This window comes from Flavobacterium branchiophilum FL-15, from assembly GCF_000253275.1.
GTDB classification, from domain to species: Bacteria; Bacteroidota; Bacteroidia; order Flavobacteriales; family Flavobacteriaceae; genus Flavobacterium; species Flavobacterium branchiophilum.
The window spans coordinates 2,247,604-2,272,399 of record NC_016001.1; the positions used below are offsets into that span (position 1 = coordinate 2,247,604).

At 31.9% G+C, this 24,796-nt stretch carries 23 protein-coding genes; 9 read left to right on the forward strand and 14 right to left on the reverse strand.

Annotated elements, in window-relative coordinates; translation table 11 throughout:
* Positions 1–24 precede the first annotated feature (24 nt).
* The 13 genes from FBFL15_RS09710 to FBFL15_RS09770 all read right to left on the reverse strand — a co-directional run bounded on the left by FBFL15_RS09710 (position 25) and on the right by FBFL15_RS09770 (position 16,214).
* A complete protein-coding gene (locus FBFL15_RS09710) occupies positions 25–1,107 on the reverse strand; it encodes a glycosyltransferase (RefSeq protein WP_014084432.1) in 1,083 nt (360 codons plus the stop codon).
* Positions 1,100–2,224 carry a glycosyltransferase family 4 protein gene (locus FBFL15_RS09715; protein ID WP_014084433.1) on the reverse strand — a complete coding sequence of 375 codons (1,125 nt, stop codon included), beginning with the start codon at positions 2,222–2,224 and terminating at the stop codon, positions 1,100–1,102. Before FBFL15_RS09715 ends, FBFL15_RS09710 begins: the two co-directional genes overlap by 8 nt.
* A 2-nt stretch (positions 2,225–2,226) precedes the next feature.
* Positions 2,227–2,988 (reverse strand): hypothetical protein, encoded by a 762-nt coding sequence (locus tag FBFL15_RS09720; RefSeq protein ID WP_143394613.1) that lies wholly within the window; start codon positions 2,986–2,988, stop codon positions 2,227–2,229.
* A gap of 125 nt (positions 2,989–3,113) precedes the next feature.
* A complete protein-coding gene (locus tag FBFL15_RS09725) occupies positions 3,114–4,547 on the reverse strand; it encodes an MBOAT family O-acyltransferase (protein WP_014084435.1) in 1,434 nt (477 codons plus the stop codon).
* 3 nt (positions 4,548–4,550) lie between these two features.
* A complete protein-coding gene (locus FBFL15_RS09730) occupies positions 4,551–5,651 on the reverse strand; it encodes an HAD hydrolase family protein (protein WP_014084436.1) in 1,101 nt (366 codons plus the stop codon).
* A 34-nt stretch (positions 5,652–5,685) separates the two neighbouring features.
* Positions 5,686–6,726: an NAD(P)/FAD-dependent oxidoreductase gene (locus FBFL15_RS09735; protein WP_044032522.1), complete on the reverse strand. Its 1,041-nt coding sequence runs from the start codon at positions 6,724–6,726 to the stop codon at positions 5,686–5,688.
* A 71-nt stretch (positions 6,727–6,797) separates the two neighbouring features.
* A complete protein-coding gene (porN, locus tag FBFL15_RS09740) occupies positions 6,798–7,784 on the reverse strand; it encodes a type IX secretion system ring subunit PorN/GldN (RefSeq protein ID WP_014084438.1) in 987 nt (328 codons plus the stop codon).
* A gap of 47 nt (positions 7,785–7,831) precedes the next feature.
* On the reverse strand, positions 7,832–9,373 hold the full coding sequence (porM, locus tag FBFL15_RS09745) for a type IX secretion system motor protein PorM/GldM (RefSeq protein WP_014084439.1): 1,542 nt from the start codon (positions 9,371–9,373) through the stop codon (positions 7,832–7,834).
* Between the two features lie 50 nt (positions 9,374–9,423).
* A complete protein-coding gene (gene porL / locus FBFL15_RS09750; protein ID WP_014084440.1) occupies positions 9,424–10,059 on the reverse strand; it encodes a type IX secretion system motor protein PorL/GldL in 636 nt (211 codons plus the stop codon).
* A gap of 47 nt (positions 10,060–10,106) precedes the next feature.
* Complete coding sequence (gene porK / locus FBFL15_RS09755) at positions 10,107–11,495, reverse strand: T9SS ring complex lipoprotein PorK/GldK (RefSeq protein WP_014084441.1); 1,389 nt, start codon at positions 11,493–11,495, stop codon at positions 10,107–10,109.
* 181 nt (positions 11,496–11,676) lie between these two features.
* A complete protein-coding gene (locus FBFL15_RS09760) occupies positions 11,677–12,828 on the reverse strand; it encodes a formimidoylglutamase (RefSeq protein WP_014084442.1) in 1,152 nt (383 codons plus the stop codon).
* A 3-nt stretch (positions 12,829–12,831) separates the two neighbouring features.
* A complete protein-coding gene (topA, locus tag FBFL15_RS09765; RefSeq protein ID WP_014084443.1) occupies positions 12,832–15,366 on the reverse strand; it encodes a type I DNA topoisomerase in 2,535 nt (844 codons plus the stop codon).
* Between the two features lie 74 nt (positions 15,367–15,440).
* On the reverse strand, positions 15,441–16,214 hold the full coding sequence (locus FBFL15_RS09770; RefSeq protein WP_014084444.1) for a hypothetical protein: 774 nt from the start codon (positions 16,212–16,214) through the stop codon (positions 15,441–15,443).
* A 300-nt stretch (positions 16,215–16,514) separates the two neighbouring features.
* On the opposite strand from FBFL15_RS09770, the gene miaB reads away from it, so the two are divergent.
* The 9 genes from miaB to groL all read left to right on the forward strand — a co-directional run bounded on the left by miaB (position 16,515) and on the right by groL (position 24,463).
* Positions 16,515–17,960 (forward strand): tRNA (N6-isopentenyl adenosine(37)-C2)-methylthiotransferase MiaB, encoded by a 1,446-nt coding sequence (miaB, locus tag FBFL15_RS09775; RefSeq protein WP_014084445.1) that lies wholly within the window; start codon positions 16,515–16,517, stop codon positions 17,958–17,960.
* Positions 17,961–18,040: 80 nt separating this feature from the next.
* Positions 18,041–18,676, forward strand: coding sequence for an ApaLI family restriction endonuclease (locus FBFL15_RS16165; RefSeq protein WP_014084446.1), 636 nt, complete (start codon positions 18,041–18,043; stop codon positions 18,674–18,676).
* Complete coding sequence (locus FBFL15_RS09790; RefSeq protein ID WP_050881291.1) at positions 18,666–19,046, forward strand: DNA methyltransferase; 381 nt, start codon at positions 18,666–18,668, stop codon at positions 19,044–19,046. Before FBFL15_RS16165 ends, FBFL15_RS09790 begins: the two co-directional genes overlap by 11 nt.
* Positions 19,047–19,170: 124 nt before the next feature.
* On the forward strand, positions 19,171–20,430 hold the full coding sequence (locus tag FBFL15_RS09795; RefSeq protein ID WP_014084447.1) for a sigma-54 interaction domain-containing protein: 1,260 nt from the start codon (positions 19,171–19,173) through the stop codon (positions 20,428–20,430).
* Positions 20,431–20,444: 14 nt separating this feature from the next.
* Positions 20,445–20,948, forward strand: coding sequence for an LptE family protein (locus FBFL15_RS09800; RefSeq protein WP_014084448.1), 504 nt, complete (start codon positions 20,445–20,447; stop codon positions 20,946–20,948).
* A 22-nt stretch (positions 20,949–20,970) separates the two neighbouring features.
* Positions 20,971–21,906 (forward strand): hypothetical protein, encoded by a 936-nt coding sequence (locus tag FBFL15_RS09805; RefSeq protein WP_014084449.1) that lies wholly within the window; start codon positions 20,971–20,973, stop codon positions 21,904–21,906.
* A gap of 5 nt (positions 21,907–21,911) precedes the next feature.
* Positions 21,912–22,244: a preprotein translocase subunit SecG gene (gene secG, locus FBFL15_RS09810; protein WP_089080435.1), complete on the forward strand. Its 333-nt coding sequence runs from the start codon at positions 21,912–21,914 to the stop codon at positions 22,242–22,244.
* Between the two features lie 234 nt (positions 22,245–22,478).
* The gene (locus tag FBFL15_RS09815; protein WP_014084451.1) at positions 22,479–22,754 is read left to right on the forward strand and encodes a co-chaperone GroES; all 276 of its coding nucleotides are present in this window, start codon (positions 22,479–22,481) and stop codon (positions 22,752–22,754) included.
* Positions 22,755–22,831: 77 nt separating this feature from the next.
* On the forward strand, positions 22,832–24,463 hold the full coding sequence (gene groL, locus FBFL15_RS09820; protein WP_014084452.1) for a chaperonin GroEL: 1,632 nt from the start codon (positions 22,832–22,834) through the stop codon (positions 24,461–24,463).
* A 95-nt stretch (positions 24,464–24,558) separates the two neighbouring features.
* Here groL and FBFL15_RS09825 read toward each other — a convergent pair whose 3' ends face one another.
* The gene (locus FBFL15_RS09825) at positions 24,559–24,795 is read right to left on the reverse strand and encodes a hypothetical protein (protein WP_014084453.1); all 237 of its coding nucleotides are present in this window, start codon (positions 24,793–24,795) and stop codon (positions 24,559–24,561) included.
* Between the last annotated feature and the right edge of the window lies 1 nt (position 24,796).

The window sequence follows — 24,796 nt, forward strand, 5'->3', positions numbered from 1 at the left end:
TTTTATTTTTTTATTAATTAATAATCATTTCAAAAGTAATAAATATTGTTTAATTATTGCAGCTTCAGACATGTTATTCAAAATATCAAAATGTAATTTATTTCCTAAATTATTTGATAAAAATTTATCATTTATTAGTTTTACCAACATTTCATAAAAATGTTTTACATCTCCTGGCATAATCAACAATCCATTATCTTCGTGTTTGATAATATTTGGAATTTCGCCAACTTTTGTAGCAATAACGGGCAAAGAGCAACTGCCATATTCTAACAATGCTAAAGGCAGTCCTTCTGAATTTGATGTAAGAATTCCAATAGCAGCTTGTTTTAATATTGGTAAAATATCTTTTCTCGACCCGTATAAAAAAATTGTGTCTTCCAAATTATTTTCTTTAATAACATTTTGTACTGAAGAAGAATAATCATCTTCAAAATCTTGACCTATCAAATGAAATGTCCAATCAGGATTGCTTTTTCTTAAAAGTTTTGCCGCTTCAATGATTAAAAAATGATTTTTTTGAGGTCTCAAATTTGCTAAACAAACTATTCTTTTACCTATTGTACCTTTTAAAACAGTTGTTGAAGGGATTAATTTTGATAATTGTACAAAATTTGGTAAATAATAAATGTCATGTTTTGTGAATTTTTTTTTATGCCAATGTAATAATTGCTGATTTACTACAATATTTCGATTTACAAAATAATTTGCTATTTTTAAAAAAAAATATTTGCGGGTATCTAAAAATTCGCTTTGTCCAAAATGATCGTGCCAAATAATTTTGATACTTGGTTTCAAAAATTTTATCATAACTGCAAAAAAAATCGAGCTACTATGAGCATGTATCCAATTTATATTATTTTTATTTAAAAATTTTAAAAATTTTATTATTGCAAAAAAATCTAAAATTCTTTTTCTATTTAAAAATAAATAAGATATTTCACTTTTTAGCTGCGATTTTAACAAACCTTCTTTTCGAGTAACAACAAGACCTGAAAAAGCAATTTCAGACATCAAAACATCTGCATAGTTTACGGCCATGCGTTCTGCTCCTCCTGCATCTAAGCTGTCTATCAATTGTACAATTCTTAATTGTTTATTATTCATTTTTTTGTAAGATATTTTTTATTTCATTTTCAAAATAATCCAAAGTATAAAGACGAGACCAAGTCATTGCAGCATTAGAAGTCGTTTGATATAAAACTTCATCATCAATGAGTAACTTAATTTTATTGGTATCAACATCTAAATCTTCTTGCAATAAAATACCTCTTGCACCGTCTTGCAACATATTTGGTACACATGAAACGGGTGTCGATATAGGAACACATCCCCAAAACATGGCTTCAGCAACTGCTTTTGGCCACCCTTCACTTTGCGAAGGTAACACTAAAAAATGACTTTCTTGATAGGCTTTTTTTATCACTTCTAATGATTGATTCCCATTTAATCGGATATATGAATTTAGCGATTCATTTTTTATATATTGTGCTAAGTTATGGCGTTCAGCCCCTTCACCATACAAATTTAATTGCACATTGTATCCAATTTTATACAATTTTTCTACTAACTGAATAGCATAAATTGGCTTTTTTCCTATTGATAATGTACCCACAAAAATGAATTGTATGGTATTTGTCAAATTCTTTGGTGCAACAGCTAACTTATCTTTGTCGAAATAAGTTGCAGTAAAAAAAGATTTTATATTTTTTGAAACTTTTGGCCACTCACCATAAACCAAAACAGTCATATTTTTAGTCAAAAATGTATTATTTAATATCCATTTTTGAAGTCTATAACTCAAAGGTTGCTTGGAATTAGGATCCCAATTTCCAGCATATTTGGCTGTTTTTATTTTTTTTGGAAAAAATACTTGCACAATACATCCTAACAAGCCCATGTTTCCTGGACATCTTAAATGTATATGGTCGGTAGATTTCATGGCCTTATATAAAGTAAACATGATTATAGGTATTCTAAAAACAGCTTGTACACGTGACTTAATTGTAAGAAAATCAAAAGAGGCAACTTCAGAATAATTTATGTTATTCATTGTATAAGGCAAATCTATAGCCGAAATAACCTGGCTACTTTTTGGTGCAATTATAGTAAAGGAACTACAATAATTACCCCAAATATTCATTTCTCGAACATAAGGTCCATACGAATATATTGATTCATCATGGTATCGATGTTTAGCGTGGGTAACAATTAACATATTCATAATCAATTACTTGATTTATTAAAAAAGTCATGTATAATTCTAGATGTAAAAATTCTAGCTCCTTCGTCATTCAAATGTCCGCAGGACGAAAACAAGTTATCATCAGTAACAACATTTTCATAATTATGAATTTCAGGATATAGTTTTTGCACTTTATCCAAATAATCAATTCCTTTTACATTTGAGCAGATTGGTGTCATTACAGATATTAATCGAATGCCATTTCGCTTACAAATTTTTTTAATATCTTCATAATATTTATTTTTCAATGGATTCAATTTTGTGTAATTATTCTTCATATTTCCTTTCTTAGAATTATATAAAGGATAATAACCGTTATGCGCTAAATATACTGTAGAATCTTTAATTGCTGAATTATATGTTTCTCTAAAACCAATTTTATTATCAAATTTAATATATCGATAAAAAGGTATATAATAAAGAGCCATAAAGTCAGATTCATTTTCATAATGTTTTTTAATTAATGTAGATTGATGTAAAAATGGCATAAATCGTGAAGAAATACCTTCATCTCTATGTTCATTGGCAAGATTCAAATCGACTTCTATAATAATTGTTTTAATCTTAAATTGACGCTCTTCCATCAATTTTAACAACAAATCTGCTTCAAATAAATGAGAGGCACTAATGCCATAATTAAATGTTTTTAGCCCTTTTTGTTCAAACATTTCAGCAACAAAATGATTATTTGCTCTTGACGAACCTAAAATAATTACATCATAATTCAATTTTTTTGAATTCATTACAAACTCAATTTTATTTCTATATTTTGAAGTACTCAATACTATTGAATATACAAGATCTAACACAATACCTGCTAGAAAAATGATTATGATAATCTTTAAAATTAATTTAAAAAAAGTTGTCATTAAAACTGAAAATATATAAAATTTTTATAATCCGTAAACACTCCAAACATAATGATAGTCACTAAAAACAAAACCAATTTTAGTTGTTCATATTTTCCAGAAATAGGTTCAATTTTATACTTATTAAACCATTCTACCATAATAAAAGCAATAATTAATATTAAGATTTCATGATTTTGACGTTGATTTTTCAAAAACTGTAAAGAAAAATGATGATTGGTAAACATCCTTTCAATATATCCAAAGGCTTGATGCAAACTCTGAGCTCTAAAAAAAATCCACGCAAATGAGGTTAATATAAATGTTATAAAGATGTTTGAAATAGTATGGAAACCGTTTTGAAAATTAGTGATAGTAATTTCACCAATATTCTTACGATTTTTTTGCAATAACAATAATGGTAAAAAATACAAAGCATTTAAACCACCCCAAACAATAAAAGTCCAATTGGCTCCATGCCAAAAACCACTTACAAGAAAAATTATAAATGTATTTTTAATTTGCATCCATTTTCCGCCAACACTACCACCCAATGGAATGTATAAATAGTCCCTAAACCATGAAGAAAGCGACATGTGCCAACGCCTCCAAAACTCGGCTATGTCCCGTGAAAAATAAGGAAAATCAAAATTTTTCAAAAGTCTTATGCCAAATAATTTAGAAACTCCAAGGGCTATATCAGAATAACCTGAAAAATCGCCATATATTTGAAATGAAAAATAAACAGCACCTAAAATTAAACTCAAGCTATTCATTTGTTCATAATGATCAAATATAGCATTGGCATAAGTTGCACAACTATCCGCAATCACAACTTTTTTGACAAACCCCCACACAATTTGATACACCCCTTCTTTTGCTAAATGGTAATCAAACTCACGCTTGAATTTAACTTGAGGGAGTAAATGTGTAGCCCTTTCGATAGGTCCAGCAACAAGCAATGGAAAATAACAAACAAAAATAGAATAATCTATAAAATTTTTCTCTGCTTTTATACGTCCATTATAAATATCAATAACATAAGATAAACCATGAAAAGTGTAAAATGAAATCCCTACGGGAAGCATAATATCTAATAGCAAAGGGTTGCATTTGAATCCAAAATGCAACAACATTTCTGTAAAGGAAGCAACAAAAAAATTAAAGTATTTAAATACACCTAAAAAACCAAGATTAATACCAATACTAGACCAAAACCAAAATTTTTTAATTTTTACACTTGAAGCATTTTCAATTTGTATAGCACTGTAAAAATCCAATAAAGTAGAAAAAACTAATAAAAATAAAAAATGCCAATTCCAAAAGGAATAAAAAAAATAACTTACAAGAATCAATAATAAATTTTGATTTGTCTTAGATTTATTAAAAACAAACCAATGCAGTATAAATACAGTAATTAAAAAAAAGCAAAATGCAAATGAATTGAAATACATATACTAAAAAATTCTTTGATTATACTTTATAATAAACGACGTTAATTCACGAATTGCACCATTACCAGAATCATTTTTCAAAACAATATCCACATTATTTTTAACAACATCGGTTGCGTTTTGTGGTGAAAAAGACCAACCCACCCTACATAAATTTGCCAAATCATTTACATCATCTCCCATATAAGCTACATTTGAAAAACATATTTGTTGATCGATAACAAAGCGATTCAAAAATGAAAACTTATCTTTTACGCCTAAAAACACATGTTTTATTTGTAATTTTTCCATTCTTTTGGCTACTAAAGCAGAATTTTCCGAAGTCATAACAACAATTTCTACATCAAACTGTCTTACTATTTCAAGCCCCATACCATCTCTCATATCAAACTTTTTGGCTAATTCACCATGTGCATCATAATACACACAACCATCAGTAAATACCCCATCAACATCTAAAACCAAGTGCGATATTTTGGCACAATGTTTTTGTTTTTTTAATTTTTCAATTAATTTTAATTCTATTATAGTAAAATTATCATAATTAATAGTGTCTATTTTATTATCAGAAAGTGGAACAAAACCAGTAACATTCCTCGAAATGTCATTTGAAAAAGCATAAAATATATTTATTATTTTAAAATTATCTATATGTTTTGGTGTAAATTGGTTGTTCAAAGTACATTCCTGATTTGTAAAACCCTGAATAGAATATACATCTTTACATTCATTTTTCGTTAATGTATCAATACAATTATTTATATCAATACTTTCAATGATTACTCCAAACGGATTTATACAAATTACGTTTTGATAATTAAAGTTATATTCATCTAAAATAGCACTTATATTAACTTCATTACTAATAAATTGGTTTGTTTGTATGTTTATAAAAGACACATTGGATGCCCAATGGTATTCTTTTTCAAGAGTTATTTTAAAACTATCATTAGAAACAAGAACAACTATTTGGTCTAACTTTGAAAAAATAGCCGTACCGAGTGTCCAAGAAAACAAAGGTCTTCCAACTAACTTTCGTGTGACCAAATCATCTAACTGTTTTTCAGAAAAAACCAAAGAAATAAAACCAATATTCTGACACATAATCTTAAATAAAAAAAACAAAGTTAATAATAATCTATATATAAAATCGTTTAATATCTATTTCTTTATCCAATTCTATATTTTTTTCTATATGCAAAAATAAATGCTTTGCTAAATAGGGTGCTAACATAACCCCCCTAGTACCTAAACCATTTAATAGATGCAATTGTTTATGCAATGGATGTGTTCCAACTAAAGGGCGGCGGTCTTTAACGGTTGGCCTGACCCCAGCAAAATGCGACACAATTTCAAAAGAACAATTTAAAATGTCTTTTAATTTATCTATTAATTCTATTTTAGCTGCTTCAGTAGGAATATTGGTTTTATCAGACCAATGATAAGTAGCACCTACTTTAAATAAATCAGATCCTAATGGCATAATAAAAATACTCGTATTAACAATTACTTTTAAGTCCAATTCCGATGATTTAATAACCAACAACTCCCCTTTTGTGCCATCTAAAGGTAAATCATTAAAATATGGATTTTGATGTAATCCAAAACCATCTGCAAAAACGATATTTTTGGCCTTAATTGTTTTATATGATATAAATTCATCATGAATTTGAAGTTGCGAGTAATCAAACTTTTCATACACAATTTTAGACTCCATTTCAAGATAACGGTGATAAGTATGCAACAAACTTTGAGTATCTAAAAAACCAGTACCATTTACACAACCATAACCAAAGGGAGCTTCAATATTTTTGATTTGATCAAATTGAATTACAGGATTTAAAAAAGGTACTAAAAGAGGTTTATCTGCTGCAACAAACCAATTGTTTTGTTCTTCAATGGAAAAAAATTTTCTATAAACGGGAATTTTATAATCAAATGACACATTCAATTTTTGTTCGATAGATTTATAAAAATCATGGGCGAAGTCTAATTGTTCTTTTGCATTCCAAACAGCTGTAAAACGTTTGAGTACAACAGGATTATACATACCCCCAGCCACTAATGAAGCTTGGTGAGAATGATCATCAAAAACAATTATATTTTTTTGGTGCTGTAGTGCAATTTCAGAAAAACTAATCCCTGCCAAACCACTACCTACAATGATATAGTCTAGTATCAAAATACATGTTTAATAACAAAAAACTCTTACTAAAAGTAAGAGTTTTTATAATTTATAAATATTTTTTTTTAATAATTCCACATATCAGATTCAAAATCACGTATTTTTTCTTTTACACGATTTGATTCTAATAATTGTTTTTGAGCATTATCTTTCATATAATCTTTAATTTCTCTATCGCCAAAAACATTTTCTTCTTTGTAAATCAAAGCATTAAATCTTCTTGAATTGAGTAAGTGATCATAAGAAAAAGGCATTGCTGTATTCTTATCGTTAAAAGCTAAAGCATCATGCAACACATCTCTAATTGATGGAAAATAAATCCAAAACAAGTCAATCGTATCAGGATTATCTTTACCTATGTCACGAGCTTCAGGAGCTATAGGACATATAGCCAACAATCGGTATTTTAATTCGCTTTGACGTTTGTCAAAATACCAAAAACCTTTAATTCTGTAACCTACCAAATCAATAGCTGTTAATTCTCTTTCGTTGATATATTGCGGATCTAAAACTTTTGCAACAGGTGTAGAAGCTGGTGTTTCAGAAATTATCTTACCTTTTTTGTTTTTCTTTACAACAGCTGGTATTGGTTTTGGAAAATAATCATCATAATGATTGTTTATTTCTTCTTTACCCGCATCAGTGGTGTCTCTAAACTTAAATGTAGATTGCATATCTTTCAAACTTTTTTTAGTATTGAAATAATCATCTGCATAAACTTCTGTTATCTTACCATTTTTAATGTTTTTAATCAAAACATCAAAAAGTGATCTTCTATCTTTACCGATATTGGTCGTATCAATTGGATAATATAAAGGAAAATTAACTCTTTCATCCAAATCAATAATTTCCCATGTAGTCTTACCCATCAAAACATCTTTATCATGCACATAACCATAAGGTAACGGTTTGTCGTTATCTGAAATCAGCTGGGCTGGTGTTTTTTTTCCAATTTGACTAGGTGTTTTTGCATTAAGCAAATTAGATTGCGCATTAGAAACTACTGTTCCTGCAAACAAAGAAACCACCACTAAAAGAGATTTAATTTTCATCTTTATTAATTTTTTGACTATTTAAGATAAACGTAAAACGTAAATTATTATTGTATTTCGTAAATTACTGGAGCTGTTGTTGGCAACATAATTGGAGAACCTGCAACTTTCACTTTGATATCAGAAATCGTTATTTGATCGCCTCTTGTTGATTTTGCCATAGCAGCCTTACATTGTGCATTTACTCTATCTCCAGATACAATAACAGCAGCCTGTCCAGTTGCTTTAAATGTAAAACCAACAACTTGTAGATTTACATCAAAATCAAAATCAGGTAATTTTGCAGATACTTGAGATACTTCTAAACGTGATTTTGCACCTTTAACAATACCATCTGTACCACCAATTGCTCCAACAGGTCTTGGTATATTTTTTACTCTAAATAGTTTTTTATCAGATACAGTTCCACTAGTTCCAGGTAATTTTGCAGTAACATTAATAGTAACCTCAGTTCCAGATCCTGGCGACATGGTGTATTTGCCATTTCCAACTTTTGACAAACCAGGTGCGCTTGCATTTACACTATTGTCTGCCACTCCAGCAAACGAAATGGTCATGGGGTTTACAACACCTCTATATACTACGTTCATTTTATCTGCAGAAATAGTTGCAGAATTAGGTCTAGGTACAACAACATAATTTCCTTCAAATGGTACAGGTATTGTTTTTCCATTTTCAACAAATGTAAATTGTCCTTTTAATGTTCTTTCTCCAATAGAACCAGCCGTTTCAGAAATCACTGCTTGACCATTTTCTAATCTACCTGGTCCAGTAAAACTAGTTGGTTTTGTATTTGGATCATATTTTCCTAATACCACAGTACCTTTTACAGATTCACCTTGAAAATAAGCATTTTTTTCTAATACAACAAAACCTTTAAAATTAGTATATGATGCAGCATCTTGAGCAGCTTTTCCTAATAAAGTATTGTAAATATCTGTTTCTGTTTTTTTAATGTCATTTTGCCAAGCAGTTAATTTAGTTAAAGAAGCAATTGCTGGAAAATGTTCAAAATGATAAGACAAATACTTTTTAGTAATACCTTCTTTATCCTTTACATCTGCCGTGTTGAATTTTGATTCCACTTCTTTTATTACACCTGATAAATTAGCTTGACCAGCAGTTGCAGCTTTCAATGCAGTAACATACCCATTAATTTTAGCCACAATTTCATTTCCTTTTGCTGAATAATTATCACCCGAAAACCAAGTTTCGTCTATATGAGGCCCTTTATCCATGGCTTCATAAGGTAATTTTCCAGTTTCTTTATCTAGTTCAACACCATTTGTAGCATCTGCTTTCAGCGTTTCTACATAAGCATAAAAATCTTTAGATATTTGAGCAACTTTACCTGCAATATCTTTGGCTTTACCAAATTCACCTGCATTTTCTGAACCTTTTTGATTCAAAGTTGATAACAATTGTTCGTTACTTGACATGGCAACTTTATTTGCACTATCAAATTTTTCATTCATAAGTCCAAAAGCCGATAACACTTCTTTTGACATATTTAATGCCAACATTGCGATGAAAACTAAATACATCAAGTTAATCATCTTCTGTCTAGGGGTTAATTTTCCTCCTGCCATTTTTCTTAATTAGTTTATTAATAATTGATTTATTAGTCTGAAACTAATTATTATTTGTTACTCATTGCAGAAAGCATTCCGCCATAAACATTATTCAAAGAAGTTAAATTTGAAGTTAAAGATTGCATTTGATCTTTCAATTTCAAATTATTGGCTGCAACCTCTTCGTTTATTTGAGCATTTTTCTCAGCACTTTGTAATTGTAATTTGTATAAACTATTTAAAGACTCCATTTGAGACGCGGCCAATGTTAACTCTTCGCTGTATTTTTTAGTTGAGGCAATCGAATCAACAGTTGGAGCAATTCCTTTTGCAGCAGATTCAAAGTTTTTGATGCTGTTTCCTAAACTTGCCATCAATTCACCATCAATTTTTGCATCTTTCAATAAAGAATCTAATTTTTGTGAAAGCAAACCTTGAGCTTCAGTTGGTGTTTCTTGTTTTTTAACATCTTTCTTTTTAGCTTCTCCACCAGCTAATTCTGGATATACTAAAGACCAATCTAATTCTTTTTCAGCAGGTTCAAATGCTGATAATGCAAAAATAAACGCTTCAGTAATAAGTCCAATTTTAAGTAATAAACTTGCACCTGGTAGGTGTTCTATCTTAAACAACGCTCCAATAATTACTACTGCAGCCCCCATTCCGTAAGTAAAGTTCATTACTTTTTTATTAATCAATGCCATAACTTTTTTTTTTAATGTTAATTTTAATTTATTTTGGTTTTAGTTAATTATTTCTTGGTTTTTCCTGTAGTTTGTGTACCCATATAATCTTGTACTGTTCTGAATCCAATATAACTTCTTGATGTATCTGCATATTCATTATCACGAGTAGCCACTTGAATCATATAAGAAACGTCTTTCCATGAACCTCCTCTTACAACTTTTCTCATGTTTTTTACATCAGAAACGTTAGGGTTCATTGTAGATACAAATTCGTAAGCAGTTGCATCATAAGCAGAGTCTGTCCATTCTGCCACGTTTCCAGCCATATTATACAAATTATATCCATTTGGCTCATAAGACTTTGCTTCTACTGTATATAAGGCCTGGTCTGCTGCATAATCCCCACGATCTGGTTTAAAATTGGCCATAAAACAACCTCTATCGTTTTTGGTATAAGGACCACCCCATGGAAAAGTAGCAGATTGTAAACCACCTCTTGCAGCATATTCCCACTCTGCTTCTGTTGGTAATCTAAAAGAGTTTACGTTGTCTTGGTGTTTTTTCAAAGACTTAATATATATATTTTTCAACAACGTTCTCCAAGCACAAAAAGCTTTAGCTTGTTTCCAATTTACTCCTACAACTGGATAATCACTATATGCTTGATGCCAAAAATAATCATTGTGCATTGGTTCATTATAGGAATAGGTAAAATCTTTAATCCAAACTGTAGTGTCCGGGTAAATTTCTTCTTTTTCAGTTTTAATAAATTTACTTCTTTTTCCTACTTTGGCTTTTGCGGCTGCTTGAATATCCATCCAAGAATATCTAAATTTCAATTTCTTAACATCAATGGTTCTTAAACCATTATATGACTCAGAAACAGGCACATACATACTATCCATTACTTCAGAATAATATTCATCTGGGTATTTTTTTGGATCGGTAATAAGCTTTATTTTTCTATTTAATTTTCTACCCGCATAAGGATCTTCATCTGTACCAACACTATAATAATTTTCGTACATATATTTATCGTACGGTGTTTGTTTTGCTGGATCTACATCATTAAATGCAAAATCACCAATACTTCCTTTATTTTTACTGCCTTTTCCTGGTTTTGAACCCACTTCGTCTGCTAAGATGGCTAATCTTGTTCTGATAGTTGAATCTTTTACCCATTCCACAAACTGACGGTATTCACTATTTGTTATTTCAGTTTCGTCCATATAAAACGATCTTACAGTAACCGTTTTGGTGGGAGCATCTTGTACGTTTGCTAAATCGTCATCAGATTTACCCATAATAAAGGCGCCACCTGGTACTAATGTCATTCCATAAGGCTTTTCTGGATTCCATTTTTTACCCTTTACTCCTACTAGCTCTCCTTTATCGCCGGAACTACAACTCGCTAAAGTTGCTAAAATAACTGAAAATGCTACGAATTTCTTCATATAATTGAGGTTGTTAATATAATCTATAATTTAATTCTTAATTGCACATTACGTCAATAATAAACGATTCTTTCACACTTATTTTGATAAGCAAAAGTAATAAAAATTATTTCAAATCCAAATTTATTTAATTTTTATAAAAAATTTTTATTTTTTTATGCTTTTTTCTTATTTATTCACATCAAAATACATTTTTCCTTTGCGTTTTCCACCATCTTTCGGGAATCTCTTGATTAGTTGCTTGAATATATTCTTCATACGAACATGGTAATAACGTATGTTTTTTGAGTTTATTGTGTTGATCTGAAAAAAAAGGGATTTCAATCCACCATCTTTCTGATTTGTTACTTTTATAAAATACAATTGTTTCACTGTCTATTGGAACAATGTATTTTGTATAGTGATTTTTGGAACCATAAGGATAATCATTTGACCTATAATTGATGCCTTCTATAAAATACCATATCATTTGTGCTATTAAATGGGACTCTGATATAAAATTTTGATGGTTGAAAATTCCTAATAAACTTACTTTATCACTAATTCCTGCATATCGTGTTAATCCACAAATTTGTTTGCCATCTAAACCATTAGGAATAAATTCATTTAGGTTGCCAGAATCTGATGATTTTACAACATTCATATCAATACTAACCACATCAGCATCTCTCAAAACAGGTTCTGCAATTGTTAAATTATTTGACACCTCGCCTAGTCTATAAGCTTCAAAATACATTTTCTCTATCAAATCAACATCTTCTTGAGGGTTGTAATAAGATTGATACCCTATGTTGCTAAAGTTAAATAAATTATGTGGCTCGTTGATGATGATTTTTGATAAATAGCTATCGTAAGTTATATGGCTTTGGTTGCTACCAAAATCAAACTTTGAGTCGATACAAACCAAATTTACCATTTGGTCTAAATTGTCAAACGCCCTATACATGGGATAGGTTAAATCCTGCGTACCGCCAATTATAATAGGAATAATTTTTTTCTTTAACAAATTTTCTATTACTTTTTCTAATGCAAAATAAGTATCTGCTAAAGTATTTCCTTTTTTGATATTGCCCAAATCGGCCATTAAAACATCCCAATTGCCAGGAAACAAACTATAAAATGATTTTCTAATGTTTATTAAATCATGATAGTGAATTTCTTGATGGGCTCCTCTTCCATCCAAAACACCAATGATAGCAATTTTTACATCGTCTAAATTTGGAACTGCATTTGGTGTGTGTATAGAAACTTTACTACCCAAATGATTAGGAGACAATTGTTTGATGAATGTTTGTACTTCTATTTCTATTGGGGTTAAAAATTCAAATTGCATGTTTTATTTCTTTTTGGATACCGTTTTTTTTGTGGTGGTTGCTTTAGTTGTTGTTGATTTATTTGCTGGTGCTTTTTTTACGGGTGTTTTTTTTACGGGTGTTTTGGCGGCAATCATCTCTTGTACTTGCAATAAAGTCAATTTACTAGCATCAATATCTTTGCTTAATTCAATTTTTATTTTACCTTTTGTTATAACCGATCGACCCCAACGGGCTTTTTCGACTAAAATACCTTCAGACTCCCAATGGTGTATTACTTTATCAATATTTTTTTGCAATTTATCTTCAATCAATGCTTCGACATCGGCTTGGGATAATCTGTCAAAATCGTATTTTTTACTTACATTAATAAAAATGCCATTCCATTTGATGAATGGGCCAAATCTACCTGTTCCTTTTTGTACATTTTCGCCTTTGTAAGTTGCAATAGGAGCATCGGCCAAAGCTTTTTCGTCTATGAGTGTTTTGGCTCTTTCAAAGGTTACATCTAATGGGTTTTCGCCTCTTGGCAGGGATATAAAGGCTGCACCATGACGTACATAAGGGCCATATCTACCGTTGCTAACTTCTATTTCTTCGTCTTTGTAATTTCCTAAAATTTTTGGTAACAGGAATAAATTCAAAGCTTCTTCTAAAGTAATATTGCCAATATTTTGATCTTTATTCAAACTGGCAAATTTTTTATCTTCATCATCTGCATGGCCTATTTGAGCCATTGGTCCAAATTTTCCTAATCGAACCGAAATGGGTTTTCCAGATTCTGGATGAATACCTAAAACTCTTTCGCCCGATTCTCTATCTGCATTTGCTTCAACATCTTTAACATTTGGATGAAATTTATCATAAAAATCTTTCATCATTTTAGCCCATTCGATATTGCCTTCTGCTATTTCATCAAAATCTTGTTCTACTTTGGCCGTAAAATGGTAATCTAAAATGTTTCCAAAATTTTTAACTAAAAAATCGGTAACTATTGTACCTATGTCTGTTGGTACTAATTTTCCTTTATCAGAACCCGTATTTTCTTTCAATATTTTTGCGCTAATTTTACCCGCTTTCAAAGTCATTTGATTATAAATACGCTCTTGTCCTTCCAAGTTTCCTTTTTCGACATAATTTCTATTGATAATTGTAGAAATAGTTGGTGCATAAGTGGATGGTCTTCCAATACCCAATTCTTCTAATTTTTTTACCAAAGATGCCTCTGTATATCGTGCTGCCGGACGGGTGTATCTTTCTGTTGCAGTAATGTATTGATTGTTCAAACTTTCGTTAACTCTCAACGCAGGCAACATCCCTTCTTGCTCTTCGTCGTCGTCGTCATTTCCTTCTAAATAAACTTTTAAAAATCCTTCAAAAAGTAGTACTTCGCCCGAAGCTGTAAAATATTCTTTATGATTATCTGCAATTATTTTTACGTTTGTTCGTTCTAGCTGGGCATCGCTCATTTGCGAAGCCAAGGTTCGTTTCCAAATTAAGTCATATAAGCGGGCTTGATCTCTGTCTATAGCCACCGTATGTCTGGACATATCTGTGGGTCTTATGGCTTCGTGAGCCTCTTGTGCTCCTTTGCTTTTGTTGGCAAACACCCTTGGTTTAGAAAAATCTTTACCATACGACTTGATGATTTCGGCTTGTGCTGCATTCATGGCTTCTTGAGACAAGTTTACACTATCAGTTCTCATATACGTAATCAAACCCGCTTCATACAAGCGTTGGGCTAACTGCATCGTGATGCCTACTGGCAAATACAATTTTCGAGCGGCCTCTTGTTGTAAAGTCGAAGTTGTGAAAGGTGCTGCCGGCGATTTTTTAGTTGGTTTGGTTTCAATATCGGCAATTGTATAATTAGAATTGCTGTTTTGATTCAGGAAATCCTCGGCTTCTTTTTGAGTTGCAAAGTTTTTAGGCAATTTTGCTTTAAATGATTTCCCTGCTTGATTGACAAACTCGGCAACAATTGAATATGAGGCTACTGCTACAAAGTTTTGAATTTCACGTTCCCGCTCTACTATCAAACGAACAGAAACAGACTGTACCCTTCCTGCAGATAGGCCACCTTTTATTTTTCGCCATAACACTGGCGACAATTCATAGCCCACTAACCTGTCCAAAACCCTACGGGCTTGTTGGGCATTTACAAGATTATAATCTATTTCTCGTGGGTTATCGATGGCTTTTAAAATGGCATTTTTTGTAATCTCATGAAAAACAATTCGCTTTGTTTTCTTTTTGTCTAACTTTAATTCTTCGGCCAAGTGCCACGAAATAGCCTCTCCCTCTCGGTCCTCATCGGATGCTAACCATACCATTTCTGCTTTTTTTGAAAGGGCTTTTAGTTTTGCTACCAAGGCACGTTTGTCTGCAGATACTTCATATCGGGGTTTGAATCCATCTTCGACATCTACGCCTATTTCTTTTGAAGGCAAATCGGCTATGTGTCCATAACTGGATTCTACTTGAAAATCTGCTCCTAAAAACTTTTCAATTGTTTTGGCTTTTGCAGGAGACTCAACTATAACTAAATTCTTTGCCATCGGAGTTTTATTTTTTTTTTGGGGACAAAAGTAATTATTTTTTATATATTAATTTTCAAATTCATTTTTTAAATTCAATTTGAATCATCAGTTCCAATGAGATCAATTTCAGAAGTGTCTTCAAAACCAATCATTTGTTTGTAAATTAAATATTGCGGAATAATGGCAATACTAAATGTAGCAAGAAGACCTACGCCACATAACAGCAAGCCTAATATTGTTGCTAATATCCCAAGCACCATGCGTAATAAAAATTTTTCAATCCAGTTTTTATTTCCAATTGCAAATGACAATTTTACGATTTCAGTTATAGTTAAATCAGGGTTGAAGGCATATACAACCACTATATAACTAATAGGAACAACGGCATAAATTATTGGCAAACAACACATTAAATAAAAAGCCAACATCAAAACAACTTGAGCCAAACCTATTTGAAATGTTTTGGCAAAATATTGTTTTTTCAACAAATAAAAAAAATCGTTGGTCGAATGTTGTTCGTCGTGATCTATTTTTTTATAAATGATAAATAAGCCCCCGATTAGGCTGGTGCTTATGGTCATGATTAATGAAAAAAAGGTAACCGCCACAAAAACCATCAAAAGAATAGTTAAAAGCGATATATCCGAAAAATCGTTTGGACTTGTAAACTGCATGACTCCAAAAAAGAATGAAATGGGGAACATAACAAGCATTTCTATGGCAAAAACCGCAATAATTAAAAATACCATACATAGCAATCCTTGTACCCAAGTGGCTTGAAAAAATTCTAAAGTTTCGCCAAAAATATAGCCAAAAGATATACCTTCTGATTGATTTATTTTTTGTTTAATTTCATTAAAATTCATAATAATTTAAAATATTTAGTTGATCATATACTTCATTTGCAATATTCAAAAAAAAAAAAGAAAACATACGGGTTACATTAAAATTTTGGTCAAAATTATACTTTAAACAAAAATGAAGTAACGGGGTATTTTCGGTTTCATAAAATTTGAAAACCAAACATTAAAACAAAATTAAAGCTTGATTTTTTTTGCAATAATACTAATTTTAAGTTAAAAAACAACTGCCAAGTTGTCATATTTTAGCAAAATTGCACTATCTTTGCAAAACCTATTCAGAATAAAATTTATTTTAAAACTTTTATGGAAAAAGAAATTGACGAAAAAGTACAAGGTAATAGCTTGATAATCAATAACAAAGAAGGTAATTTGAAAAAATTATATATAGAAAGTTATGGTTGTGCGATGAATTTTGCTGACAGTGAAATTGTAGCTTCAATTTTATTAGAAAATGGATATAATACCACTTCAGAATTAGAAGAAGCGGATCTTGTATTGGTTAATACTTGTTCTATAAGAGACAAAGCAGAGCAAACTATCCGAAAAAGATTAGAAAAATACAATGCTGTTAAACGAAAAAACAGTCAAATGAAAGTGGGTGTTTTGGGTTGTATGGCCGAACGATTGAAAAATCAATTTTTGGAAGAAGAAAAAATTGTTGATTTGGTTGTTGGTCCAGATGCTTATAAAGATTTGCCCAACTTGTTGAAAGAAGTTGAAAGTGGTAGAGAGGCCATTAATGTAATATTGTCTAAAGAAGAAACTTATGGCGACATTTCGCCTGTAAGGTTGATGAGCAACGGTGTTACTGCATTTGTTTCCATTACAAGAGGTTGCGATAATATGTGTACGTTTTGCGTAGTGCCATTTACAAGAGGGCGGGAACGCAGCCGAGACCCACAAAGTATTTTGAAAGAAATTTTAGATTTGCAAAACAAAAATTATAAAGAAATTACATTACTTGGCCAAAACGTAGATAGTTATTTATGGTATGGTGGTGGGTTAAAGAAAGATTTTGTTAATGCTTCAGACATGCAAAAAGCAACTGCCGTTGGATTTGACCAACTTTTAGAGATGGTAGCTACTACTTTTCCTAAATTGAGAATCCGATTTTCTACATCAAACCCACAAGATATGCACGATAATGTGTTGCATGTAATTGCCAAATATGATAATATTTGTAAACACATCCATTTGCCTGTGCAATCTGGAAGCAATAGGATATTGAAAGCCATGAACCGACTACACACCAGAGAAGAATATATCGGTTTGATAAGAAAAATAGAACAAATTATTCCAAATTGTGCTGTAACTCAAGATTTAATAGCCGGTTTTCCAACAGAAACCGAAGCAGACCATCAAGATACATTGCATTTGATGGAAAGTGTCAAATACAGTTTTGGTTATATGTATGCCTACTCTGAAAGACCAGGTACCTTGGCAGGGCGAAAAATGGAAGATGATGTGCCAGAAACAGTAAAATTAAGAAGGTTGCAAGAAATAGTAGATTTGCAACGCATTCATAGCGGCTTTAGGACCCAAGAATTTTTAGGTCAAACCGTTGAAGTTTTAATAGAAAAAACATCTAAAAAGTCTGAAAATGATTGGTCTGGAAGAAATTCACAAAGTATTATGGTTGTTTTTCCTAAAGAAAAGTATCAAATTGGTGAATTTGTAAATGTAAAAATAACCCATTGCACTAGCGGTACTTTAATTGGGAATGCTGTTGGTTATAGTGATATGAATTAAGACAATCAAACTTTAAGAGTATAAAAAATTGTAGTTCCCAACTGATTTTTAAATCGAAACTACAATATTATTTAAATAAAATGGACGAATTAATACAAAATATAAAGAATCTAGCCGAAGTTTATTCTGCAAATTTGAAAGGAAAAATTGAAGCAAGAACAGAAGAAATGAAAGCCGATGACAACTCTCATTATCTTATTTATCGTGTTTTAGGTATTAACTTACAAGAAGAACAATTGATTGACCAATATCAGAACACAGGACGATTTCTTTATAAGTATGCAGGTTCGTTTCTTGAAGAAGCAGCAAGTTTATGTTTAAACTATAAATATCCTGTTGGAATAAAAACTAAAGTAGAAAACACGATAGGGCACCGACCAAAAACATTTGAAATTGATTTTCTAAATGCCAATGACGCAATTGAAGTTAAATGGAGAGTCGCTACTACTGACGGAGACCATATTACAAAAGAACATACGAGAGTTCAAGTAATACGAAATCACGGATATAAACCTATTAGAGTTATGTTCTATTACCCACAAAGAGAACAGGCTATTAGAATTCAACAAACTCTAAAAACACTTTATGCAGGTGTGGAAGGAGCATATTATGGCGGTGATGAAGCTTGGGAATACTCGAAAGCTTATTCAGGAGTTGACCTAAAAGCTATTTTGACACAGAATGCTAACGAGAGGACACCCGAAAATGGAAACTAATAAAATTTATCACGGAAATTGTGTTGAAAAACTCAAAGAAATGGAAGACAACAAAGTGGACTTGATTTACTTTGACCCACCTTTTTTTACGCAACGCAAACACAGTCTTACGAATAAAGACAATTCTAAAACGTATGAATTTGACGACAAATACAATTCTATTAAAGAGTATTTAGAACTTGTTGAAAATGTTTTACAAGAATCAAAAAGGGTTTTAAAAAATACAGGAAGTGTATTTCTTCATTGCGACAAAACGGCATCACATAATATTAGAGTGGTGATGGACAAGATTTTTGGACGTGAAAATTTCCAAAGTGAAATTATTTGGTCATATAAAAGATGGTCTAATGCAAAAAAAGGAATTAAATAAATGGTTTGAAATAACAAAATTCATTACTTTTTATATTACTCATTAAAAGTATTTATAAAAAAATACTCTTTTTATCATTTAAAAATAATACCATTATATAAAATAATTTGGCCTCAACAAAAAAATGGAAACAGTACAAAATATTAAACAACGGTTTGAAATTATAGGCAACGATCCCAAACTCAACCGTGCTATTGAAAAAGCGATACAGGTGGCTCCAACCGATATTTCGGTATTGATTACGGGTGAAAGTGGGGTAGGCAAAGAAAACATGCCCAAAATTATACATGCCTTGTCTCATAGAAAACATGGCAAATATATAGCTGTAAATTGTGGTGCCATACCCGAAGGAACAATTGACAGCGAACTTTTTGGACACGAAAAAGGAGCTTTTACAGGGGCAACCAACACCCGTGAAGGTTATTTTGAAGTAGCCAACGGAGGTACTATATTTTTAGACGAAGTGGGCGAATTACCCCTTACAACACAAGTTCGCTTGCTTCGGGTTTTAGAAAATGGTGAATTTATCAAAGTAGGTTCTTCGCAGGTTCAAAAAACAAATGTAAGAATTGTAGCAGCAACCAATGTCAATTTATTTGAAGCTATTGATAAAGGAAAATTTAGAGAAGATTTGTACTATCGATTAAGTACCGTAGATATTACCTTACCTGCTTTGCGAGACCGCAAAGACGATATTCATTTGCTGTTTAGAAAATTTTCGGCAGATTTTGCTCATAAATACAAAATGCCTCCTTTGAAATTAGAAGATCAAGCCATACATTTGCTTCAAAAATTTAGATGGAGTGGCAACATCAGACAATTGAGAAATGTTGCCGAACAAATATCTGTGCTAGAAACCCATCGAGACATTTCGGTCCAAACCTTGCAAAGCTATCTTCCTATAGAGGGCAGCCATTTGCCATCGGTAATTAAAAACAAAAAATCTGATAGCGATTTTAGTACAGAAAGAGATATTTTGTATAAAGTGTTGTTTGATATGAAAAGTGATTTGAATGATTTGAAAAAATTAACATTAGAATTGATGAAAAATGGAAGCAGCAAAACCCAAGAAATCAATTCAAATTTGATTCAAAAAATATATGGTTCAAATGAATTGGATAGCGAAATTAGCTACGAAACATCGCCTACAACCACAGTGATTGCTACACAAAATAATGAAAATAATTTTGAAGACAATGACGATGACTATCTATTTGCAGAAACAGTAGAGGAAGAAGAAGAGATATTAAGATTGGAAAAAAAAGAAATCGAAATGATCAAAAAATCATTAGAAAAAAACAAAGGCAAACGCAAAGCGGCAGCTGATGAATTGGGCATTTCTGAAAGAACTTTATACAGAAAAATCAAACAATTTGATTTATAAAATACCTAAAAAAGATGAAAAAAACAAACTTATTGATGCTATTTATTGTTTCGCTTTTGGTTTGTAGCTGTGGGATTTACAATTTTACGGGTACAGGCACTATCGATGCCAAAACGTTTCAAGTAAATAATTTTCAGAACAATGCCTTGCTTATAGAACCTGGAATAGATAGACGATTGACACAAAAATTACAAAATTTAATTCAAGATCAAACCAATTTGAATTTGACCAATTCAGGCGGTGAACTCTTGTATGAAGGCGAAATTACAGAGTACCGCATCAGTCCGATGTCAGCAACTGCCGATCAAACGGCGGCACAAAACCGACTAACCATAACTGTAAAAGTAAAATTTTCTAACAAAAATAAAGAAAAAGACGATTTTGAAAAATCTTTTTCGTTTTATCATGATTATGCCGGAACCGCACAATTGACAGGAAAACAACTCAATGATGCACTCGAAGATATTTTTGAAAGAATTACACAAGATATTTTTAACGAATCGTTGGCCAAATGGTAATGCTCAATTACAAAAATAAAAAATGACCTTAACAGAATTTACAACATTGATTAACCAACCCGATGCCATTGCCGAAGAGCATATTGATTTATTGGGTAAAATACTAGACGATTTTCCTTACCTTCAAAGTGCTAGAGCCTTGAGGCTTAAAGCTTTGTATAATCAAAATAGTTTTAAATACAATTTTGCTCTTAAAGTTACAGCGGCCCACACCACAGACAGAAGTGTGTTGTTTGATTTTATTACATCCTCTGATTTTGTAAAAGCTTCGCAAATAAATTTATCAGAAAAAACAGATGCAAAATCAATACCAACAGTTGAGCAACCTCAAGCAGTTGAAGAGGTAAAAACAGCAGCCAATGAACCAATTATTGCAGCCGCAGCCGATTTTGAAATTACAGAAAAAACCGATGCCGATGTGGTAAACGACATACCATTAACAACCGTTAATCCTACATTTTCAAAAGCCGAACAATCCATAATCGATTCCATCAACATTTCTGAAAAAAACGGGTTATCGTCGCCTTTAGAGGAAAAATTAGAAATTGGAAAACCGTTGCCATTTTCAAAAAACGAGAAACATTCGTTTCAAGAATGGCTCGAACTAGCGAAATTTCAGCCCATAACACGAGACGAAAAGCCAGAAAACAGCCAAAAAGAGGTGCCTTTAGACCCAATTAGAAGAAAAAAATTGGCCTTAATTGACAAATTTATTGAAACAAGTCCAAAGATACCTCAAATAGACAAAACCACCGCCATCACCCATATTCAGAGGCCTAAAGAAGAAAACAACACCCATTTGATGACCGAAACGTTGGCTAAAGTGTACCTTGAACAGAAAAAATATTTAAAAGCAATTCAAGCTTATGAAATATTAATTTTGAAATATCCAGAAAAAAGTAGTTTATTTGCAAATCGAATTTTGGATATTAAAAATTTACAACAAAATAACAATTAATAAATATCATTATGTTTTCAATTTTTTTAATTTTAATCACAATTGTTTGTTTACTACTTATCGTAGTTATTATGGTTCAAAACCCAAAAGGTGGCGGATTATCATCGTCAATTGGAGGTTCTCAAATGTTGGGTGGAGTACAAAAAACCACTGATTTTTTAGATAAAAGTACTTGGACATTAGGAGCCGTTTTGCTCGTTTTAATTTTATTGTCGAGTTTGAGTTTTATTGGCAACGATACTGCATCAAAAATTATTGATGAAAAAGAAATTGCAGCGCCAAAACCAACAACTCCTGCAGCACCAGCAGCACCTGCTCCAGCTACAGAAAAAAAATAATTCATAAAATAGCTTAAGTTCAAAAAAAACAAATAAAAGCATTTCATTAGATTTACTTTATATTTTTTTTGTGGCAACACATGCTACCTTATAGTATTTTAAAAAATGATTAAAAATGCCAATTTTGACAAGTTGGCATTTTTTTATGCTAAAATGTCAGTAATTTGAACTTGGCACAATTTCTGATTTGAAAAAAGAAACATAACCAAATATTAATTTTAAAATATAAAAATGATGACACAAAACATTAAACCATTAGCAGACAGAGTACTTATAGAACCTGTAGCTGCCGAAACACAAACTGCGTCAGGAATTTTTATTCCAGATACTGCCAAAGAAAAACCACAAAAAGGCACAGTAGTAGCTGTGGGCAACGGCAAAAAAGACCAACCCCTAACCGTAAAAGTGGGCGACACTGTTTTGTATGGTAAATATGCAGGAACAGAATTGAAACACGAAGGTAAAGATTATCTTATCATGCGTGAAGACGATATTTTAGCAATAATATAAGTTTATAACTTCAGGCTAGAAGTTTTGACTCTTAAAAAAAACAACTTTAAACATTTAACCTTAAACAAAAAATTAAAATGGCAAAAGATATAAAATTTGATATTGAAGCACGTGACGGATTAAAACGTGGAGTTGATGCGTTAGCAAATGCAGTAAAAGTTACTTTGGGACCAAAAGGACGAAATGTAATAATAGGAAAATCATTTGGTGGTCCAAATGTTACTAAAGATGGTGTAACAGTGGCCAAGGAAATAGAATTGAAAGACCCATTAGAAAATATGGGAGCTCAAATGGTAAAAGAAGTTGCTTCTAAAACCAATGATTTGGCAGGAGACGGAACCACTACGGCAACAGTATTAGCACAAGCCATTGTAAAAGAAGGATTGAAAAACGTTGCTGCGGGTGCCAATCCAATGGATTTGAAAAGAGGTATTGATAAAGCCGTTGAAGCTATTGTTGCCGATTTGAAAAGTCAAGCAAAAGTGGTGGGTAGCGATTCTGAAAAAATCAAACAAATTGCATCTATTTCTGCCAATAATGACGAAGTTATTGGAGAATTAATTGCAACTGCTTTTTCAAAAGTAGGTAAAGAAGGTGTTATTACGGTAGAAGAAGCTAAAGGAACAGACACATTTGTAGATGTTGTCGAAGGGATGCAGTTTGACAGAGGATACCTTTCGCCATACTTTGTAACCAATCCAGAAAAAATGGAGGCCGAACTAGACAATCCTTATATTTTATTATATGATAAAAAAGTATCGTCGTTAAAAGAATTGTTGCCTGTTTTAGAGCCAGTTGCACAATCAGGAAAACCCTTATTGATTATTGCAGAAGATGTAGATGGCGAAGCATTATCTACCTTGGTAGTGAATAAATTGCGTGGAGCTTTAAAAATTGCTGCCGTAAAAGCCCCTGGTTTTGGCGATAGAAGAAAAGCCATGCTAGAAGATATTGCCATTTTAACAGGTGGTACAGTCATTTCTGAAGAAAGAGGCTATACCTTAGAAAATACCACCATTGAAATGTTGGGAACTGCAAAAAGAGTGAGTATCGACAAAGACAACACCACCATTGTGAGCGGTGCTGGAGATGCCGATAACATTAAAAACCGTGTGAATCAAATTAAAGGTCAAATGGAAAGCACAACCTCTGACTACGACCGAGAAAAATTGCAAGAGCGTTTGGCTAAATTAGCTGGAGGTGTGGCGGTATTGTATGTGGGCGCTGCTTCTGAAGTAGAAATGAAAGAGAAAAAAGACCGTGTAGATGATGCCCTTCATGCCACACGTGCTGCAGTAGAAGAAGGAATTGTAGCTGGTGGAGGCGTTGCCTTGTTGAGAGCCAAAGCTGTTTTGAGCCATATAAAAGCAGACAATGCCGACGAAGCAACAGGTATTCAAATTGTATCTCGAGCAGTAGAAGCACCTTTGAGAACCATTGTTGAAAACGCTGGTTTAGAAGGCTCGGTAGTAGTAGCAAAAGTGGCCGAAGGCTCAGGTGATTTTGGATATAACGCCAAAACCGACGAATATGTGGATATGCTAAAAGCAGGAATCATTGACCCTAAAAAAGTAACTCGTGTAGCTTTAGAAAATGCCGCTTCGGTAGCTGGAATGATCTTAACTACAGAATGTGCATTGATCGACATTAAAGAAGATGCTCCTGCTGGTGGAATGCCAATGGGCGGTGGAATGCCAGGCATGATGTAATTCTTTTTTTTAAATAACACTTTAATCCCCCTAAAATTTAGTTTTATAAAACTATTTTTTAGGGGGATTTATTTTTTAAGTGCTAAAAGATAGTATTATCCTATTTCGCGAAGCCCTTTTAAAAAAATCCATTTCATAAACAATTTTTCGCCTTCTTTGGTTTTTGTAGCCATAAATTTGGGTCCCAATAATGTAACACAAATAAAGCCCAAAATTGAAATGAAAATTCCCGTTTGATGAAAATAGTTATAAGCTACATAACGAAACGTGCCAAACAATAAAATAAAGCTAAGTAACTGATAAACAAATGCTTTGAGTTGTAATTTTGTCATT

What these genes read in the sequence shown, in the direction of transcription:
- FBFL15_RS09710 (WP_014084432.1), bottom strand. Translation starts at nt 1,107, where the DNA reads ATGAATAATAAACAATTAAGAATTGTACAATTGATAGACAGCTTAGAT.
- FBFL15_RS09715 (WP_014084433.1), bottom strand. Translation starts at nt 2,224, where the DNA reads ATGAATATGTTAATTGTTACCCACGCTAAACATCGATACCATGATGAA.
- FBFL15_RS09720 (WP_143394613.1), bottom strand. Translation starts at nt 2,988, where the DNA reads ATGAATTCAAAAAAATTGAATTATGATGTAATTATTTTAGGTTCGTCA.
- FBFL15_RS09725 (WP_014084435.1), bottom strand. Translation starts at nt 4,547, where the DNA reads ATGTATTTCAATTCATTTGCATTTTGCTTTTTTTTAATTACTGTATTT.
- FBFL15_RS09730 (WP_014084436.1), bottom strand. Translation starts at nt 5,651, where the DNA reads ATGTGTCAGAATATTGGTTTTATTTCTTTGGTTTTTTCTGAAAAACAG.
- porN (WP_014084438.1), bottom strand. Translation starts at nt 7,784, where the DNA reads ATGAAAATTAAATCTCTTTTAGTGGTGGTTTCTTTGTTTGCAGGAACA.
- porM (WP_014084439.1), bottom strand. Translation starts at nt 9,373, where the DNA reads ATGGCAGGAGGAAAATTAACCCCTAGACAGAAGATGATTAACTTGATG.
- porL (WP_014084440.1), bottom strand. Translation starts at nt 10,059, where the DNA reads ATGGCATTGATTAATAAAAAAGTAATGAACTTTACTTACGGAATGGGG.
- porK (WP_014084441.1), bottom strand. Translation starts at nt 11,495, where the DNA reads ATGAAGAAATTCGTAGCATTTTCAGTTATTTTAGCAACTTTAGCGAGT.
- FBFL15_RS09760 (WP_014084442.1), bottom strand. Translation starts at nt 12,828, where the DNA reads ATGCAATTTGAATTTTTAACCCCAATAGAAATAGAAGTACAAACATTC.
- topA (WP_014084443.1), bottom strand. Translation starts at nt 15,366, where the DNA reads ATGGCAAAGAATTTAGTTATAGTTGAGTCTCCTGCAAAAGCCAAAACA.
- FBFL15_RS09770 (WP_014084444.1), bottom strand. Translation starts at nt 16,214, where the DNA reads ATGAATTTTAATGAAATTAAACAAAAAATAAATCAATCAGAAGGTATA.
- miaB (WP_014084445.1), top strand. Translation starts at nt 16,515, where the DNA reads ATGGAAAAAGAAATTGACGAAAAAGTACAAGGTAATAGCTTGATAATC.
- FBFL15_RS16165 (WP_014084446.1), top strand. Translation starts at nt 18,041, where the DNA reads ATGGACGAATTAATACAAAATATAAAGAATCTAGCCGAAGTTTATTCT.
- FBFL15_RS09790 (WP_050881291.1), top strand. Translation starts at nt 18,666, where the DNA reads ATGGAAACTAATAAAATTTATCACGGAAATTGTGTTGAAAAACTCAAA.
- FBFL15_RS09795 (WP_014084447.1), top strand. Translation starts at nt 19,171, where the DNA reads ATGGAAACAGTACAAAATATTAAACAACGGTTTGAAATTATAGGCAAC.
- FBFL15_RS09800 (WP_014084448.1), top strand. Translation starts at nt 20,445, where the DNA reads ATGAAAAAAACAAACTTATTGATGCTATTTATTGTTTCGCTTTTGGTT.
- FBFL15_RS09805 (WP_014084449.1), top strand. Translation starts at nt 20,971, where the DNA reads ATGACCTTAACAGAATTTACAACATTGATTAACCAACCCGATGCCATT.
- FBFL15_RS09815 (WP_014084451.1), top strand. Translation starts at nt 22,479, where the DNA reads ATGACACAAAACATTAAACCATTAGCAGACAGAGTACTTATAGAACCT.
- groL (WP_014084452.1), top strand. Translation starts at nt 22,832, where the DNA reads ATGGCAAAAGATATAAAATTTGATATTGAAGCACGTGACGGATTAAAA.
- FBFL15_RS09825 (WP_014084453.1), bottom strand. Translation starts at nt 24,795, where the DNA reads ATGACAAAATTACAACTCAAAGCATTTGTTTATCAGTTACTTAGCTTT.